Origin of the sequence: Microbacterium radiodurans, from assembly GCF_008710705.1 — a bacterium.
GTDB classification, from domain to species: domain Bacteria; phylum Actinomycetota; class Actinomycetes; order Actinomycetales; family Microbacteriaceae; genus Microbacterium; species Microbacterium radiodurans.
In genome coordinates this window covers 254836-271591 of record NZ_VYRZ01000001.1, presented here as the reverse complement: position 1 = coordinate 271591, position 16756 = coordinate 254836, and the positions used below count along the sequence as shown (strand labels likewise).

Below are 16756 nucleotides of genomic sequence, written 5' to 3'. Positions count from 1 at the left end.
CGGCCCGGGGGAAGCAGGGCACCGATGACAGGACCGTGACAGGCGTCGGGATCGTGGGTGCTGGGGTGATCAGTCGGCACTACCTCCGGAATATGGTCCAGTACCCCGACATCGCGGTGCGCGGTGTCGCAGATGAGCATGAGGCCCGAGCGCAGCGCGTAGGTTCAGAGTTCGGTATCCCGGTGATGACGGTCACCGAAGTCCTTGCGGAACCAACCATCGACATCGTGCTGAACTCACCGTTCCGGGCGCACACTTCGACGTGTCCGCCCGGATCCTAGATGCCGGCAAACACGTTTGGAGCGAAAAGCCGCTCGCAACGTCGCGGCAGCAAGCGGAGGCTCTGGAGGCATGCGCCGCTGAACGTGGTCTCCGCCTCGGATGCGCCCCCGACACAATTTCGGCAGTGCGCTGCAGATGGCACAGCATCTTGTCGAATCGGGGCGCGTCGGGCACGTCCGCTCGGCCCTTGCCGTCGTGCAGTCGCCTGGCCCCGAAGGTGTGCACCCGAATCCGGCGTTCTACTACGCCCCCGGGGCAGGGCCAGTTCTGGACATGGGCCCGTATTACGTCAGCGCCCTCGTGCAGATGATGGGACCGGTGGCGACGGTTGTGGCCTCCGGTGGATCCTCGGGAGCGACCCGGACTGTGCGGGTCGGAGCGGCAAGCGCAACCCGGTTCGATGTCACGGTGAGCACTCACACCTCCGCACTGCTGACCTTCCGATCCGGTGCGACCGCGACGCTCTTGACAAGTTACGACAGCGGTGTGCGGCGCAACCAGCGTGAGTTCTACGGCCCGGCGGCGACGTTACAGGTGCCTGATCCGAACCACTTCAGCGGGGATCGCATCGTCACCGATCTCTTCGACGACCCCCAGATGATCCCGTCCCGAACTAGCACATGAGGTCGAGGGGTGGGTGTTGTCGACTTGGCACGGTCAATCTGGGCGGGTGAACCGGAACGTGCTTCCGGGGTGTTCGCGGCGCACATTCTCGATGTTCTGTTGTCCATCGAGGAATCAGTGCGCGACGGTAGAACTGTGGTGGTCGAGTCCTCAGCTCACTCTCCCGCGCGGCTCGACAAGGACCGGGATCCGCTGCGACGAACGTAGGCACGCTGTTGCGCGATCGAGGTCCTAGTCCGTTGCAGGTAGGCGCGGCGTCGTCCGGGTCTTCGGTGACGCGCTCGAAGTCAAAGTCATCGTCGAAATCGCCTCGAGAGACGGATGCGGCGTGCAATACTTCGGTCCGAGACCGCAAACAGGGCAGATCATTGTGCTCTTTCATAGAGGCGGCGCGTGGCCGCTGCGCGGCGGGCACGGGTTCGAGGAAACGGTTCTCCACCCGAGAGGCTGACGTGCGCAGTGACCTGAAACGCAACAAGCTCGCGCTGCTCGAAGCCGCGGGCGAGATCGTGCGCGCGGACCCAGGGGCACTGACGATGCAAGCGGTGGCTGCGCGAGCGGGAGTTGCCGCGTCCACCGCGTGGAGACACTTCTCGGGCCTCGAAGACCTCATGCATGCCTTCGCCTATCAGCAAGCTGCCGACCTCCGCGGCTTCGCCGATCGCGCCGATGGCTCGCCGAGCTTCATGGATACCGTCGCGGAGTGGGTTCGGATTGTCTTGAGAAGCGGACCGGCGCTCGTGCACTTCCGATCCCGCCGGGGGTTCTTGGAACGCACGGCTGCCAGCGACGATATTCTCGTCGTTGCTGACGAAGCGTGGCGGCCTGCTCTGGGAGAGCTGCTCCGCTCCTGCGGCCTCGGGGACGATGCGCTGCCGACCGCGAAGTTCCTCGCCAACTCGGTACTCGACCCCCGAGAGATACTCGACCTTCACCAGCACGCTCGGATGGACGTCGACCACATCGTCGTGCACCTGAGCGGCGCCGTGGGGGGAGCATTGAGGGGATGGGCTGCATCCGGTGCGCCCCATATTGGTCACGGGTAGAGGCCCCGTAGCCGGTGAGCTTCGGCCACCTTCTCTACCGCCATCGCCGTCGCGGTTGCTCTGAGCGAACGTCCGTCCCGGGAGGAGCGCTCTCGCAACTCTCCCCAGGTGCGCAGCATCCGTTCACGCAGCTTGTCTTCAACCTCTTGCTCGCTCCACCAGTAGGCCTGGTTTCCCTGAATCCACTCGAAGTAGCTGACCAGCACGCCGCCCGCGTTAGCGAAGATGTCGGGGACGACCAGGACGTCCCGCTCATTGAGGATCTCGTCGGCGCGGGGGGTCGTTGGCCCGTTCGCGCCCTCGACGACAACCCGGGCGTTCACTCTCGGCGCGTTGATCTCGGTGATGACCCCCTCCACAGCTGCAGGAACCAGAAGGGTTACGTCGAGCTCGAGGAGCGCGGAACTTTCCAGCGGGTCCGCGTTGTGGAACCCAACCACTGCCCCGGTCCGGTCCACGTATTCACCGAGGGCGGCGATATCGAGGCCGCTCTCGTTGCGCACGGCACCGTACTGGTCGCTGACGGCGACGACGGTGACTCCGGCCTGCTGCAGGAACCCGGCGGCGCCGCGTCCAACTTTGCCGAACCCTTGAACGGCAGCGGTGCTGCCTTCCGGGGACATGCCGCGGGATTGCAGTGCTGCAAGGCTCACATGCGTCACGCCGCGGGAGGTCGCTGATGCCCGGCCGCGGGAGCCACCGAATCCGAGCGGCTTGCCGGTCACGACTCCGAGGACGGTGTGGCCGGCATTGACGGAGAAGGTGTCCATCATCCACGCCATCGTCTGCTCGTCTGTTCCCACGTCGGGGGCGGGGATGTCGCGGTCCGGTCCGATGAAGGGCGCGATCTCGCTGGTATAGCGGCGAGTGATGCGTTCCAACTCCGCGGCCGAATAGTTGCGTGGGTCCACTGTCACCCCGCCCTTCGCGCCCCCGTAAGGGACGCTCAGGAGTGCGCATTTCCACGTCATCCACATCGCTAGGGCGCGGACTTCGTCCAAGCTCACCATGGGGTGAAATCGCACTCCACCTTTTGCGGGGCCGCGAGTGAGGTTGTGTTGTACGCGGTATCCCCGCAGTGTCTGCACGCTTCCGTCGTCCCGGCGCAGCGGGACGCTGACGCTCAGTTCCCGGCGAGCCGAGGACAGCATCTGGTAGGTCCCGTCGTCCAAACCGAGATGGATGGCAGCTTCCCGTAACTGTTGCTGGGCCGCGGCAAGCGGTCCGGTCGACATGGCGTTCGTTAGCGCGTCACTGGTCATTTACGAGCCTCGCGTGCGGTATTTGCTGCCGCGAGGCCCGCCGCCAATTCCGTGAGGATCGTCGGAGTATCCAAACGGTCCATGATCACTTCGATGAGTACCAACGTGGCGGTGTTGTCTGACGCGGCGGCCAGCGCCTCCTGCAGCTCTATGCCGGTCGACACCCGGTAGGTGGCAGCTCTGTCGCCGGCCCCGAACGCTTGCGGGAAGCGCAACCAGTCCCAGCCGGTCACGTTCTGGTAGACCGCGTCGGGGCTCTGGATTGCTCGTTCGACCGTGTAACCGGCGTTGTTGATGAGGAACACCACGGGAGTCAGCCCACGGTGCAGCATCGTCGCCAATTCCTGGATGGTGAGCTGCGCGGACCCGTCGCCAATGAACAGGATCGCTCGCTTGCTGGTGTCGCCCAGGCTCGCTCCGAGGGTGGCGGGGAGGGTGTAGCCGATGGAGGACCAGATCGGCTGGCCAAGAAGGTCCGAATCGGCGGGCATCGCTAGCTCGAGAGCCCCGTAGAAGGCCGTGCCCGCATCAGCGATCACTGTCGAGCTCTTGGGGAGCCACTGTTGCACGGCGTACCAGAACTCGGCTTGAGAGAGCGGCTCTCCCGTCGTTTCCGTCGCGGCAACACCCAGATATGCCGTGTCTGTCTGCTCGTCCTCCAGCGCAAGATCAGAAACCACTTCTTTCAAGGTCTGCAGTGAGTCCTCCAGGAGTACGCCATAGAACCGACTGCCCCCGATGCGCGCTTCGGTGAGGTCGAGCGCGATGGCCTCCGAGACGTCGAAACCGTGCGAAAAGAAGCCGGTGAGGAGATCGCTGAGCACGACGCCGGCGAGCACGATAGGGTCCGCGTTGTCGACGAGTTCCCGGACCGTCTGGGATCGCGTGATGTGGCCCATGTAGGTGCCGAGGCTGCGAGGGTGTGCCTCATCAAGGATCGCTTTCGACCCTGACTGGGAGGCGATCCGCACGCCGGGAGTCTCAGCCAGCGACGTCACCGCAGCCTCGAGACCTCGACGGTGGAGTCTTGGGCCTGCCAGCACAGTGACGTTCTGCGTCGAGGTGAGGCGTTCCGTGAGCGCGGCGCGAAACTGGCTCAGCATGAGGGAGTCGCTCTGCGGCCGTCGGAGGGGCCAAGTGAGGTTGCTGCCGTCGACGACTGCGACCGCAACGTCAGTGGGAACGGAGATGTATACGGGTTTCGAAGTCCGCACCGCTTGCAGCAACGCCAGGTCGATCTGCTGGGTCGCGCTGTCAACGCGAAGCACTTCGCTATGCGCGGTCACTTCTCGGTACGCGCGTTCGAAATGACCGTGATCCCCATCAACCAAGGTGTGATGAAGCAGCGCACGCGTCGTCGCGGCGGTTGTCGAGGTGGCGCCCGTGATCTGAACCACCGGCACGTCCTCAGCGTACGCGCCGGCGACTCCGTTGATCGCGGAAAGCTCGCCCACGCCGTAGGTGGTGACCAACGCTCCGACACTTCGTCGAACTCTCGCGTAAGCGTCGGCGGTGTACGCAGCGTTCAACTCGTTGGTGGAGCCGACCCACTCCAGTCCGGTGTGCATGAGCATCTCATCGAGCAGGGAGAGATTGAAGTCGCCCGGAAGCCCGAACAGGTGCTCTACACCCAGCTCGCGCAGTCGCAGCGCGAGGTAGCGTCCGACAGTAACCGCCTTCAAGTCCTCATTCACACACGAAGGATGATCCTTCGACGGGATAAAGGCAAAGGCGTCGCCTCGCGTTGAACAGATCGTTCAATCTGGTCGTAGTGTGCTCCCATGCAACCAGACGATCTGCGTGGTCTCGATTCGACCGACCGCCGGCTTCTCGCGGCCCTGGACATCGACCCGCGCCGTTCAACTGCGAATCTGGCGGACATGCTCGGACTGGCCCGCGGTACCGTGCACACCCGGCTCGAACGGTTGAAGGCGATGGCGCTTCGGGCGAACAGTGTCCGGATCGCGCCCGAGATGCTCGGATACTTTACCCGCGCCTACGTATCACTCGAACTATCTCAAGGAGCGCTGGATAGGGTCGTCGACCACCTCCGGAGCATCCCCGAGGTCGTGGAGACCGTGGCCATATCCGGACGAGAAGATCTCATGTGTGAGGTGCTGGCTCGTGACAACGATCACTTGTACGAGATTGGACAGCGGATCCTCGCCGAGGCAGGCGTTCAACGCACCGTCACATCCATCGTGTTGAGAGAACACATCAGTCAGCGGGTGCGGCAGCTGCTCTGAGCCCTCCGTTCCGGAGTTCTCGGCGTCCGCCAGGCGCATGCGCGCACTACCCTGTGCGCATGAGCACGCCGCGCGTCCCCGCTCCCGAGATCGACCCCGCGTACAAGCCGAAGGGCCCGGCGTCGTACTTCCCGAGCATCGAGAAGACGTACGGCCTGCCGATGCAGCACTGGCTCGACATCGCCGCCGACCAGCTCTCGGCCGGTGCCTCGCACATGGCGGTGGTGGACTCGCTCAAGACCGAGCACGGCCTCGGCCACGGCCACGCGAACGCCGTCGTCGCCTACGTGAAGGCCGAGCTCGCCGCCTGATCCCGGCTCTCCCCCCCCCGAGACAGCAGTTTCACGCCGAGGGCGTGGGTGACACCCACTGTCTCGGCGCGAGAGTGATGTTTCGCGATAGGGGTGAACCGTGAGGGGGGGGTCAGCCGGCCAGCAGGTGCTCGACGAGGATCTGAGCGCCGATCCCGATGAGCACGATGCCGCCGATGATCTCGGCGGGCTTGCGCCAGCGCGTGCCGACCCGGTGGCCGATGAGCACCGCGACGAACGACAGCACGAAGGTGACGAGGCCGATCGAGACGACGGCGACCCACAGCGGCACGTCGAGGAACGCGAACGACAGGCCGACCGCGAGGGCGTCGATGCTCGTCGCGAGGGCGAGGAGCGTGATCTCCCGCGCTGAGATGCCGGATGCCGGATCCTCGTCGTCGCCCGGACGGAACGCCTCCCACAGCATCTTGCCGCCGATCGCGGCGAGGAGCGCGAAGGCGATCCAGTGATCGAACGGCGCGATGGCCGCGGCGAACGTGCTGCCGAGCAGCCAGCCGATGAGCGGCATCACCGCCTGGGCGACGCCGAAGGCGCCGGCGATGAGCAACGCTCCGCGCACGACGTGACGACGAAGCTGCAGCCCTTTTCCGAGCGCGACGGCGAACGCGTCGGCGGAGACGCCGACGGCGAGGACGAACAGCGCCCAGGGCGACACGGGTCCTCCTCGGATCGACGGGAAAGCGGGATCGAGCGGAGATCGGATGCGGCGGCTGCCACCTCGACGACTCTCAGCCGATGTCGAGCTTGCCATCACGGCACCCGCGATCCGGACCAAAAGGCCTGATTATCATCATTTCGGGCGAGCGAATCCTTCGGGCGGCCGAAACCGCGATGGCGAGAACGATTATCAGTAGCCGCTATAGTCGATGCCATGACCCGACGTCTCCTGCCCGCCGCCGCCCTCGTGGCCACCGCATCCCTCGCTCTCGCCGGCTGCGCCGGCACGACGGCACCCGGCGACGGACAGGACGGCGGCGGTGCCGTCCAGGTCGTCGCCTCGACCAACGTCTACGGCTCGCTCGCCGCGGAGGTGGGCGGGGACGCCGTCGAGGTCACCTCGATCATCACGTCGCTCTCGCAGGACCCCCACTCGTACGAGGCCTCCGCGCGCGACCAGCTCACGGTGTCGCAGGCCGACCTCATCATCGAGAACGGCGGCGGCTACGACTCGTTCCTCGACGGACTCGTCGACTCCAGCGGCAGCGAGGCCCCGGTTCTCACCGCGGTCGAGTTCTCCCACGACTTCCCCGGCGCCGAGGGCCACGACGACCACGGCGATGACCACGGCGATGAGGATCACGCCGAGGGCGACGACCACGCCGAGGGCGACGACCACGACCACGCCGGGCACGACCACATCGAGGGCTTCAACGAGCACGTCTGGTACGACCCGCACACGGTCGCGCACCTGGTCGAGGACATCGCGCATCAGCTCGGCGAGATCGACCCCGCGAACGCCGAGACCTTCGAGACGAACGCCGCCGCGCTGATCGAGCGGATCGACGGGCTCGAGACCTCGCTGGAGGGCATCGCCCAGGACCACGCCGGCGACGGCATCTTCGTGACCGAGCCCGTGCCGCTGTACCTCACCGCCGCGGCCGGTCTCGAGAACGCGACGCCCGACGCCTTCAGCGAAGCCGTCGAGGAGGGTCAGGACGTGCCCCCGGCGACCCTGCTCGAGGCGCAGCAGATCCTCCGCGCCGGCGACGTCCGCGCCGTCATCGTCAATGCGCAGACCGGCGGAGCGGAGACGACCGAGGTCGTGAACCTCGCCGACTCGCTGCAGATCCCGGTCCTCGAGTTCACCGAGCTCATGCCCGACGGCGTCGACTACGTCGAATGGATGCAGCAGAACGTCGACGAGCTGGCCGGTACGCTGACCCGGTGAGTCTGCTCGAGATCCGCGGCGCCGCCCTGCGGCGATCCGGCCGCGAACTGTGGAGCGGACTGGACCTCAGCGTCGAGCCGGGCGAGCTCATCGCCGTCCTCGGCCCGAGCGGTTCGGGCAAGACCACGCTGCTGCGCGCGATCCTCGGCCTCGAGCCGCTGAGCGAGGGGTCCATCACCGCCCTCGGCCAGCCGGTGCGGCGCCGCGGCAATCGCGCGATCGGGTATCTGCCGCAGGCCCGCCCGCTCCCGCCCGACACGGCGCTGCGCGGCCGCGACCTCGTCTCGCTCGGTGTGGACGGGCACCGTTTCGGCATCCCGCTGCCCCGCCGCCGCGACCGCGACCGCGTCGACCGGCTGCTTGCGGCCGCCGGCGCGAGCGCCTTCGCCGATCGACCGGTCGGGGTTCTCTCCGGCGGCGAGCAGCAGCGCCTGCGGGTGGGTCAGGCGCTCGCCGACGACCCGCGCCTCCTGCTGTGCGACGAGCCGCTCACGAGTCTCGACCTGGCGAACCAGCAGGCGGTCGTGCGGCTGATCGACGAGCACCGGCGCACCGGCGCGGGTGTGCTCCTCGTCACCCACGACATCAATCCCGTCCTCGGCAAGGTCGACCGCATCCTCTACATCGCGAACGGCCGGTTCACCCTCGGCACCCCGAAGGACGTGCTCACCTCGCCGGTGCTCACCGACCTCTACGGGGCGCCGGTCTTTGTGCTGCGCGCCGGCGACCGCCTCGTCGTCGTCGGCGCCCCCGACGCCGACGCCTCGCACCACCACCACGACCACGGAGACCACCTATGACCTGGGCCGACGTCTGGGACGCCATGTTCGGCGGTCTCCCGGTGTACGGCGACATCCTCGCGCTCGTGCAGAACTCCGTGTGGGCCGGAGCCGTCCTGGGCCTCGTCGGCGGCCTCATCGGCGTCTTCGTCCTGCAGCGCGACATGGCCTTCGCCGTCCACGGCATCAGCGAACTCTCGTTCGCCGGGGCCGCCGCAGCCCTCCTCATCGGGGCCGACGTCGTGTCGGGGTCGATCGTGGGCTCGCTCGTCGCCGCCGCCCTCATCGGCTGGCTCGGCTCCCGCGCGCGCGACCGCAACTCGATCATCGGCGTGCTCATGCCGTTCGGCCTCGGTCTCGGCATCCTGTTCCTCTCGCTCTACGACGGACGCAGCGCCAACCGGTTCAGCCTGCTGACCGGTCAGATCGTCTCGGTGCAGTCGGGGCAGCTCGGCTGGCTCATCGGCATCGCGGCCTTCGTGCTCCTCGCCCTGCTGCTCATCTGGCGCCCGCTCCGCTTCGATTCCCTCGACCCGCAGTCGGCGGCCGCCCGGGGCGTGCCCACGGTCGGCGTCTCGCTCGGCTTCATGCTGCTGCTCGGGCTCATCGTCGCCGTGGCGGTGCACATCATCGGCGCGCTGCTCGTGATGGCGCTGCTGGTCACCCCGGCCGCGGCTGCCATGCGGGTCGCCACCGGGCCGGTGACGGTGCCCGTGCTGGCGGCGGTCTTCGGCGTCGTGTCGGCGGTGGGCGGCATCCTGCTCGCCGTCGCGGGGACGCTTCCGGTGAGCCCGTACATCACGACGATCTCGTTCGGCATCTACCTGGTCTGCCGCATCGTCGGCGGGCGCCGCGGCCGCGTCCAGCGCACCCAGCCGCTGCCGGGCGCGTAGCCGGGCACCCAGCCGCCGCAGAGCAGCGCCGAGTAGACTCCCCGCCATGGCCCAGCGGAACACCTGGCAGCGCGAGCGCGTGCGGACGGCATTGTCGGATGCCCGCGGTTTCGTGTCGGCTCAGGACCTGCATGCCGCCCTCCGCGACGACAACACCGGCATCGGTCTGGCGACCGTCTACCGCGCGCTCGCGACCCTGGCCGCTGCCGGCGAAGCCGACCAGCTGCAGAGTCCCGAGGGCGAGGCCATCTACCGGGCCTGCTCGAGCGACGGACACCACCACCACCTCATCTGCCGCTCGTGCGGGCTGACCGTCGAGATCCAGGCGACCGACGTCGAGGAATGGGCCCGCCGCACCGCCGCGGCCAACGGGTTCACCGCCGCCGAGCACGTCGTCGACATCTTCGGGCTCTGCGCCGCCTGCTCGGCCGCGCGACCCTCGGTCGAGCGTGACGGCGCCTAAGACCGCACGGCTCGCGCCCACGCCCGCCACGCGCACGACGGCTGCGCTCGGCATCGGCGCGGCCGCGGTCGTGATCCTCGTCGTCGTCGCCTTCCTCACGCCCGGTGCCGCGCTCTCGACGCGCGCGCAGGACGGCCTGACCCTCGGGCTGAGCGTCCTCATCGAGTCGCTGCCCTTCGTCATGCTGGGCGTGCTGCTGTCGATCATCGTGCAGGTGTGGGTCCCGCCGGGTGCGATCGAGCGGTGGATGCCGCGCCGAGCCTGGGCCCGCCGTGCGGTGCTGTCGCTGCTCGGCATGCTCGTGCCGGTCTGCGAGTGCGGCAACCTGCCGTTCGCCCGGGGCCTCATGATCCGCGGCTTCTCGGTGCCCGAGACGATGACCTTCCTCATCGCCGCGCCCATCGTGAACCCCATCGTCATCATCACGACGCACCAGGCGTTCGGGTTCGACGACGGCATCCTCATCGCCCGCCTGGTCGGCGGCTACGTCGTGGCGAACCTGATCGGCTGGCTGTACTCGCGGCATCCCGACCCCGACGGACTGCTCACCGAGCGCTTCCTCGCGGCGTGCGAGATCGCCGCCGAGGATCCGGGCGGAAAGGGACGCCGGAGCCTCGTGCAGTACGTCGTGGAGCTGCGGGCGGTCATGCCGGCGCTCGTGATCGGGTCGGCCATCGCGGGCGCGGTGCAGGTGATCGTCCCGCGCGACGCCCTCCTGGCGATCGGCTCGAACCCCGCCCTGTCGATCCTTGCGATGATCGCCCTCGCGATGATCGTCGCGATCTGCTCGAACGTCGACGCGTTCTTCGCCCTGTCGTTCGCCTCGACCTTCACGCCCGGTTCGCTCGTCGCATTCCTGCTGGTGGGGCCGCTCGTGGACGTCAAGATGCTCGCGCTCATGCGCACGACCTTCCGCACCCGCGTGCTCGTCGCGCTCGTCGTGATCGTCGTCCTGTTCGCGATCGCCGTCGGAGGGGTGGTGAACCTCCTTGTCTAGGTCGTCCGCGCTCCTCACCCGGCTCTTCGGAGTGGGTCTGGCCGCAGCCCTCGCGGCCGTGACCGTCGTGCTCGCCGCGACCGGCCGCATCGGGCTCTACATCAACCCCGAATCCGCGTGGTTCGCGATCGGGATGGCGGTGCTCGCGCTGATCGGCGCCGTGGTGAGCTTCGCGCTCCCCCTCGGCGCGGAGGCCGACCACGCCCACGACCACGGCGACGCCCACGACCACGATCTCGGCGACGCGCACGACCACGGCGTCGCGCACGGTCACGTCGACGGCGGGATGCGGCGCGCCCGCCGCGCCGCGCCGGTGTCGCCACTGCGGCGGCCCGCCCCCGACCGCCTGCGGCTCGTGCTCGGCGCGGCGGCGGCCGGCACCGGCGGTGTCATCGCGACGGGTCTCGTCGCCGTCGTGCTCGTCACCCCGCCCGCAACGCTCTCGGCCGAGCTCGCGATGTCGCGCGACACCGGTGCGCCGCCGCTGTTCCAGGGGGCCGACTCGATCGCGCTGGCCACGACGGGCGACACGGCCGCGTTCGGCGTCGGCGAATGGGCGAGCGTCTTCGCCACGGCCACGAACCCCGAGGCGTTCGAGGGCGACGAGATCAGCCTCACCGGCTTCGTCACGCCCGGAGCCGACGGCGGCTTCGGCCTGACCCGCCTCATCATCACTCACTGTGTGATCGACGCGCAGCCGGCGAGCATCCCGATCGGCGGAGCGACGCAGGCATCGCCGCAGACGGGCGACTGGGTGACGGTCACCGGTGTCATCCGCGACCGCGACGGTCGCCTGGTCGTCGAGGCGACCGGTGTGCAGACGATCGACGAGCCCGAGGACCCCTATGAGTACTGACGGCCGCCGCACGCGCGCGCGGCGCCGTCGCTCGCGGGGATTCGTCGTCGCCATGACGGCCGTCGTCGGCGTGCTCGTCCTCGTCGGAGCGGGGAGCGCGGTCGTCACGACCGTGCAGGGACCCCGGGCGACGGACGTCACCGTCGATCCCCAGGCGGCCGTCGAGTCGGCGGGGTCGCGCCTGATCGTCACGACGACGCAGTCGCTCGAGGAGGTCGATCCCGCCCAGGTGGAGGTCGAGCCCGCAGCCGACTTCACCGTCGACACGTCCGGGCGGCAGATCGGCATCCGCTTCGCCCTGCCGCTGCGCGACGCCACCGACTACACGGTGCGAATCTCCGGCCTGCGCGGGCTCGGCGGCGGGCCGACCGGCGAGGTCGAGGAGCGGTTCACGACGCCCGCACTCGAGACGTTCCTGCTGCAGCGCGGCGGCGACGAGGACACGATCTTCCGCACGACCCTCGACGGCGAGAACGCGGAGCCCGTGTTCGCCCGCGCTCGGATCGAGGACTTCCGCGCCACCGCGACCCACCTCGCGATCGTGACCTCCGACGACGCGGGCGAGTCGACGCTCACCGTCACCGATCGTGACGGGCAGAACGCGCGGGAGCTCCCGCTGCCCGGACCGGGGACGGTGACGAATCTGCAGTCCGCGGACCGCGGCGACCTCATCGGCTACACCTTCACCGATGCCGACATCGGCAGCGGCGGGACCCGCGAGAGCGAGCTGTACACGGCATCCCTCGCCGAGGCGCGCGCCGCCGACGAGCCCGACCAGCTGCAGATCGCCGGCGGCGATTCCCGGGTCGACGACTGGCGGTTCGTCCCCGGCAGCGACGCGGTGCTGCTGCTCACCTTCGACGGAGCGCTGACCCTGGTGTCGACCGGCGGCGGCGCACCGGTCGCGCTCGGCAACGCGATCACGATCGACGGGATCGCGCGCGGGTCGACCGAGGCGATCGTGCAGCGCGCCGACGGTCTCGTCGCGATCGACCTCGCGACGGCCGAGGAGCGGTCGCTGCCGGTCACCGACCCCGCGGCGGGCGAGACGCAGTCGATCGTCGCGCTGCCGGGGAACGCCGACGAGACACTCCGCGTGCTGTCGCAGGTCGACGGATTCACGGTGCTGTCGACCTCCGTCGCGGCGGTCGACGAGTCCGGCGCCGTCCGGACCGTTTTCGACGTGCCGGACGGCGCACTGCTGCAGCACGCGTGCGTGTCGCCGAGCAGCCGATACGCCGCGTTCCTCATCGCACCCGATGCCGTCTCGAACCCGTACGACGCGTACCTCCTGCCCCTGCCGCAGCGGCTGCAGACGCACATCGTCGACCTCGGCACCGGCGAGGAGGTCTCGGCGCTCGGCGGCTTCGACATCTCGTGGTGTCAGAGCGCACCCCGGCCGTGAGCGGGGCATCCGCCGCCGCCCCGGCCGGCTTCCACCACGCGCAGCGCGCCGAGCTGGCGGCGCTGCCGGTGGAGGTGGCGCCGCGCCTGCTCGGCGGGCTGCTCGTGGTCGAGGTCGACGCGGTGGTCGGGTCGGAGTCGGTCGGGTCGGAGGTGGTCGTGGCGCGGCTGACCGAGGTCGAGGCCTACCACGGACGCGACACAGGCGACCGCCCCGATCCCGGCTCGCACGCGCGGATGGGGCCGACGGCGCGCAACGCGACGATGTGGGGCGAGCCGGGTCACCTCTACGTGTACCTGAGTCACGGCATCCACTCGTGCGTGAATGTCGTCTGCGGCCCGGCCGGCGTCGCGGGCGGTGTGCTGCTGCGCGCGGCCGAGATCGTCGAGGGCGTGGATGCCGCGCGGCTCCGCCGCCCGGCCGCCCGGGTGGACCGCGACCTCGCGCGGGGACCGGGCAGGCTCGGCGAGGCGGTGGGGCTGCGGCATCCGGTGCACGACGGCATCGACGCGGTGTCGGGTTCGGAGCGGGCCGGCGTACGCGCGCGGCTGCTGCTGCGCGACGAGCCCCTCGCGGACGTCGCGACCGGCCCGCGCGTGGGTGTCGCCGGGGTCGCGGGGACGGCGGCGTTCCCGTGGCGCTTCTGGGTGCCGGGCGACCCGACGGTGTCGGCGTTCCGCTGGGGGCGCGGTGCCGCCGTGCTAGAGTGAGTGTTTGTCTGCGCGCACTCCAGCACGCAGTACGTACCCACTCTTCATCTTCCGGCCGGAAACGGCCCGATGGAGCGCGGGTGCAGACAAGGGATCTTGGGTGGCACCGTCCGGTGTCACGGTACTAAGGAGAATCACTATGGCAGCAGTGTGCCAGGTGACCGGAGCAGTTCCCGGCTTCGGTCACAACATCTCGCACTCGCACCGCCGGACGAAGCGCCGCTTCGACCCGAACGTGCAGAAGAAGACCTACTACGTTCCTTCGCTTGGTCGCAAGATCACGCTGAACGTCTCGGCTAAGGGCATCAAGGTCATCGACGCCCGCGGCATCGAGTCGGTCGTGAAGGACCTCATCGCGAAGGGTGTGAAGCTCTAATGGCGAAGAAGGCTCAGGACGTCCGTCCGATCATCAAGCTGCGTTCGACCGCAGGCACGGGGTACACCTACGTGACGCGCAAGAACCGTCGCAACAACCCCGACCGCATCGTGCTGAAGAAGTACGACCCGGTGGTCCGCAAGCACGTCGAATTCCGAGAGGAGCGCTGATCTCATGGCTAAGAAGAGCAAGATCGCGCGCAACAACCAGCGCGAAGAGGTCGTCGCCCGCTACGCCGAGAAGCGTGCCGAGCTGAAGAAGACCCTCGTCGACCCGAACGCGACCGACGAGGCCCGCGAGGCCGCGCGCGTCGGTCTGCAGAAGCTGCCGCGCAACGCGTCGCCGGTGCGCGTGCGCAAGCGCGACGCCATCGACGGTCGCCCCCGTGGCCACCTCTCGAAGTTCGGCATCTCACGTGTCCGCTTCCGCGACATGGCGCACAAGGGCGAGCTGCCCGGTGTGACCAAGTCGAGCTGGTAAGCCAGCCCGCGTCGAGCATCTCGAGCTGGTAAGCCAGCCCGCGTCGAGCATCTCGAAGCCCCCGTTCCGATCTCTCGGGACGGGGGCTTCGTCGTACCCCGGGAACGACCGAGTCCGGTGGCCGCCCCCGCGGTGCACGGAATCAGGATCGATCGGGTGCGCGGCTGCTCCCGAGTCGGGCTGGGCCGGTTTCTCCTGAGAACGGTGTCGCCGTCACATGTGCCGTGCCCGGTGTGTGCTCGGAGCGCGTCCGGGTGTCGGAGCGCGCCCGGGTGCTCGGGCGCGGTGGCTCGTCGGCGTGCACGGAGTCAGGATCGATCGGGTGCGCGGCTGCTCCCGAGTCGGGCTGGGCCGGTTTCTCCTGAGAACGGGCTCGGTCCGCGGCGGCAGGCCGCAACGGGGTGCGCCGCAGGCGGGATGCCGCGTAGCGTCGATGCATGCCGCTGGATCCCTTCTTCGCCGAGCGCCTGCGCACGCACCGCCGCTATTTGCTCCGTCAGGCCTGGACGTCGCTGACCGGAAAGGTCGCGGGTGTCGCGTCCGGGTGGCGGGGCGTGCCACGGCCGCCCGCCGCGGACGGCGTCCCCGGCACAGCGCCCGCCGGGTCGACGGAGCCCGCGCCGGGACCGGCGGAGAAGCAGCCCGCGCGCGCCCTGACGCCGCGCGAGCGGCATCGCCGCGCCGCGCTGCGGTGGGATCGGCAGGAGCTCCGCACCGCCGGGCTCGCCGGTCCGCCGATCGACACCGTCGAGCACCGCGTGCCGGTGCCGGGGCACCCGACGGTCCGGGTGCGCGTGTACCGCCCGACCACCGCGCCGGCCGCGGATCCGGCGCCCGCGTTCCTCGTCTTCGCCGGCGGGGCGTTCCGCATCGGCGGCATCGACTATCCCACCGCGGATGCCGCCTGCCGCCGCCGCGCCGAGGCCTCCGGAGCCGTCCTCATCGCCATCGACTACGCCCTCGCCCCCGAGCACCGCTATCCCACGCAGATCGAGCAGGCGCACGCCGTGTGGGAGTGGGTGCACGCCGAGGCCGACGCGCTGGGCATCGACCCGCAGCGCCTCGGCATCTCGGGATCGTCGGCGGGCGGCTGCATCGCCGCCGCCCTGACCCTGCTGAACCGCGACCGGTCGCGGCATCCGATCGCGCTGCAGATCCTCGAGGTGCCGGTCACCGATCTGACCGGCCGGCACATCGACCTGCGCGCGACCTACGCCCTCGGCATCCCGGCGTTCATCGCGGTCCGCGAGCTCGTCTCCGTCGCCCGCACCTATCTCGGCGACCGCTCCCGCGCGCGGGAGTCGTACGCGTCGCCGATGCGGGCGGCATCCCACCGGGATCTGCCGCCGGCCGTCATCCTCACCGCCGAGTACGATCCGCTCCGCGCAGACGGCGCCGCGTACGCGGCGAAGCTGCGGCGCGCGGGCGTCGAGGCCAGTGCGACGCGCTACCTGGGCGTCACGCACGACACCCCGCTCTACGTCGGCGCGCTCCCCGCGGCCCGTCGCTGGGAGGCCGAGGTCGTCGCCGCGATGCGGCGGATCTGACCGGGGCGACGGTCGCCCTGCTGAGCGCCCTGCGGACCGCCGCGGTCGTCACATCCGCCCCACGGGCCCCCGAAAGGGACGACACGCCGGAGGAATGAGGCCTCCGAGACGCCCAAATCCGCGAAATTCCGCGGAATCCGCGTATATTCGGGACCGGTCGAACGACCAACCGGCGGAACGCGAGTTCCCCGGGAACCACCCACGCTGTCGGCGGCGCGTCCGTCGTCCGCCGTCTGGAGGACAACCTATGGCTGACAAGTCCATCACCAAGACCGAGCTCGTCGCGAGCATCGCCAGCGCCACCGGCCAGAGCCAGGCTGCCGTCTCGGGCGTGCTCGACTCGCTCTTCACCACCGTCTCCGAGGCTGTCGCCAAGGGCAGCAAGGTCTCGATCCCGGGCTGGATCGCCTTCGAGCAGGTCGACACCGCCGCTCGCACCGGCCGCAACCCCCAGACCGGCGAAGAGATCAAGATCGCCGCGGGCAAGCGCGTCAAGGTGACCGCCGGCTCGAAGCTGAAGGCAGCCGTCAAGTAATCGACGCTGACGTCGACGAAGGGGGATGCCGCTCG

General features: G+C 69.3%; 21 protein-coding genes and 1 pseudogene. 19 read left to right on the top strand and 3 right to left on the bottom strand.

Annotated elements, in window-relative coordinates:
• The first annotated feature begins 35 nt into the window (after window positions 1–35).
• From F6B42_RS15135 to F6B42_RS01320, 4 genes and pseudogenes are all read left to right on the top strand, one after another.
• On the top strand, window positions 36–281 hold the full coding sequence (locus F6B42_RS15135; protein WP_150417787.1) for a Gfo/Idh/MocA family oxidoreductase: 246 nt from the start codon (window positions 36–38) through the stop codon (window positions 279–281).
• A pseudogene (locus tag F6B42_RS15130) lies at window positions 254–367 on the top strand (Gfo/Idh/MocA family oxidoreductase); the annotation flags it as partial. The gene F6B42_RS15135 and the pseudogene F6B42_RS15130, both read left to right, overlap by 28 nt.
• Window positions 368–417: 50 nt before the next feature.
• Window positions 418–906: a Gfo/Idh/MocA family protein gene (locus tag F6B42_RS14905; protein WP_223878383.1), complete on the top strand. Its 489-nt coding sequence runs from the start codon at window positions 418–420 to the stop codon at window positions 904–906.
• Window positions 907–1358: 452 nt separating this feature from the next.
• Window positions 1359–1952, top strand: coding sequence for a TetR family transcriptional regulator (locus tag F6B42_RS01320; protein WP_150417784.1), 594 nt, complete (start codon window positions 1359–1361; stop codon window positions 1950–1952).
• On the opposite strand, the gene F6B42_RS01315 is transcribed toward F6B42_RS01320, so the two are convergent.
• Both F6B42_RS01315 and F6B42_RS01310 read right to left on the bottom strand, forming a co-directional pair.
• Window positions 1943–3214, bottom strand: coding sequence for a Glu/Leu/Phe/Val family dehydrogenase (locus F6B42_RS01315; protein ID WP_150417783.1), 1272 nt, complete (start codon window positions 3212–3214; stop codon window positions 1943–1945). The genes F6B42_RS01320 and F6B42_RS01315 overlap by 10 nt on opposite strands.
• A complete protein-coding gene (locus F6B42_RS01310; protein WP_150417782.1) occupies window positions 3211–4908 on the bottom strand; it encodes an alpha-keto acid decarboxylase family protein in 1698 nt (565 codons plus the stop codon). The genes F6B42_RS01315 and F6B42_RS01310 overlap by 4 nt, the downstream gene beginning before the upstream one ends.
• 87 nt (window positions 4909–4995) lie before the next feature.
• Here F6B42_RS01310 and F6B42_RS01305 point away from each other — a divergent pair, with 87 nt between their 5' ends.
• A complete protein-coding gene (locus tag F6B42_RS01305) occupies window positions 4996–5460 on the top strand; it encodes an Lrp/AsnC family transcriptional regulator (RefSeq protein WP_150417781.1) in 465 nt (154 codons plus the stop codon).
• A gap of 59 nt (window positions 5461–5519) precedes the next feature.
• The gene (locus tag F6B42_RS01300) at window positions 5520–5771 is read left to right on the top strand and encodes a DUF4287 domain-containing protein (protein ID WP_150417780.1); all 252 of its coding nucleotides are present in this window, start codon (window positions 5520–5522) and stop codon (window positions 5769–5771) included.
• A 112-nt stretch (window positions 5772–5883) separates the two neighbouring features.
• Here F6B42_RS01300 and F6B42_RS01295 read toward each other — a convergent pair whose 3' ends face one another.
• Window positions 5884–6447 carry a manganese efflux pump MntP gene (locus tag F6B42_RS01295; protein ID WP_223878278.1) on the bottom strand — a complete coding sequence of 188 codons (564 nt, stop codon included), beginning with the start codon at window positions 6445–6447 and terminating at the stop codon, window positions 5884–5886.
• Between the two features lie 216 nt (window positions 6448–6663).
• Between F6B42_RS01295 and F6B42_RS01290 the strand changes: the two genes are divergently transcribed.
• The 13 genes from F6B42_RS01290 (at window position 6664) to F6B42_RS01230 (ending at window position 16721) form a co-directional block, all read left to right on the top strand.
• Window positions 6664–7680 carry a metal ABC transporter solute-binding protein, Zn/Mn family gene (locus F6B42_RS01290; RefSeq protein WP_191089232.1) on the top strand — a complete coding sequence of 339 codons (1017 nt, stop codon included), beginning with the start codon at window positions 6664–6666 and terminating at the stop codon, window positions 7678–7680.
• The gene (locus F6B42_RS01285; protein ID WP_150417779.1) at window positions 7632–8480 is read left to right on the top strand and encodes a metal ABC transporter ATP-binding protein; all 849 of its coding nucleotides are present in this window, start codon (window positions 7632–7634) and stop codon (window positions 8478–8480) included. Before F6B42_RS01290 ends, F6B42_RS01285 begins: the two co-directional genes overlap by 49 nt.
• A complete protein-coding gene (locus tag F6B42_RS01280) occupies window positions 8477–9352 on the top strand; it encodes a metal ABC transporter permease (RefSeq protein ID WP_150417778.1) in 876 nt (291 codons plus the stop codon). The genes F6B42_RS01285 and F6B42_RS01280 overlap by 4 nt, the downstream gene beginning before the upstream one ends.
• Window positions 9353–9398: 46 nt before the next feature.
• On the top strand, window positions 9399–9815 hold the full coding sequence (locus tag F6B42_RS01275) for a Fur family transcriptional regulator (protein WP_150417777.1): 417 nt from the start codon (window positions 9399–9401) through the stop codon (window positions 9813–9815).
• Entirely contained in the window at window positions 9802–10812 is a 1011-nt protein-coding gene (locus tag F6B42_RS01270; protein ID WP_150417776.1) for a permease, read from the top strand. Before F6B42_RS01275 ends, F6B42_RS01270 begins: the two co-directional genes overlap by 14 nt.
• Entirely contained in the window at window positions 10805–11668 is an 864-nt protein-coding gene (locus F6B42_RS01265) for a TIGR03943 family putative permease subunit (RefSeq protein ID WP_150417775.1), read from the top strand. The genes F6B42_RS01270 and F6B42_RS01265 overlap by 8 nt, the downstream gene beginning before the upstream one ends.
• Entirely contained in the window at window positions 11658–13073 is a 1416-nt protein-coding gene (locus tag F6B42_RS01260) for a hypothetical protein (protein WP_150417774.1), read from the top strand. Before F6B42_RS01265 ends, F6B42_RS01260 begins: the two co-directional genes overlap by 11 nt.
• Window positions 13070–13783 carry a DNA-3-methyladenine glycosylase gene (locus F6B42_RS01255; protein WP_150418609.1) on the top strand — a complete coding sequence of 238 codons (714 nt, stop codon included), beginning with the start codon at window positions 13070–13072 and terminating at the stop codon, window positions 13781–13783. The genes F6B42_RS01260 and F6B42_RS01255 overlap by 4 nt, the downstream gene beginning before the upstream one ends.
• A gap of 139 nt (window positions 13784–13922) precedes the next feature.
• The gene (gene rpmB, locus F6B42_RS01250) at window positions 13923–14159 is read left to right on the top strand and encodes a 50S ribosomal protein L28 (RefSeq protein WP_005051771.1); all 237 of its coding nucleotides are present in this window, start codon (window positions 13923–13925) and stop codon (window positions 14157–14159) included.
• Window positions 14159–14329: a 50S ribosomal protein L33 gene (gene rpmG, locus F6B42_RS01245; protein ID WP_029145259.1), complete on the top strand. Its 171-nt coding sequence runs from the start codon at window positions 14159–14161 to the stop codon at window positions 14327–14329. Before rpmB ends, rpmG begins: the two co-directional genes overlap by 1 nt.
• A gap of 4 nt (window positions 14330–14333) precedes the next feature.
• Window positions 14334–14639: a 30S ribosomal protein S14 gene (rpsN, locus tag F6B42_RS01240; protein WP_023953697.1), complete on the top strand. Its 306-nt coding sequence runs from the start codon at window positions 14334–14336 to the stop codon at window positions 14637–14639.
• Between the two features lie 437 nt (window positions 14640–15076).
• A complete protein-coding gene (locus F6B42_RS01235; RefSeq protein WP_150417773.1) occupies window positions 15077–16186 on the top strand; it encodes an alpha/beta hydrolase in 1110 nt (369 codons plus the stop codon).
• Between the two features lie 247 nt (window positions 16187–16433).
• Window positions 16434–16721, top strand: a complete 288-nt coding sequence (locus F6B42_RS01230; protein WP_036304753.1) for an HU family DNA-binding protein — start codon at window positions 16434–16436, stop codon at window positions 16719–16721.
• The last annotated feature ends 35 nt before the right edge of the window (window positions 16722–16756 follow it).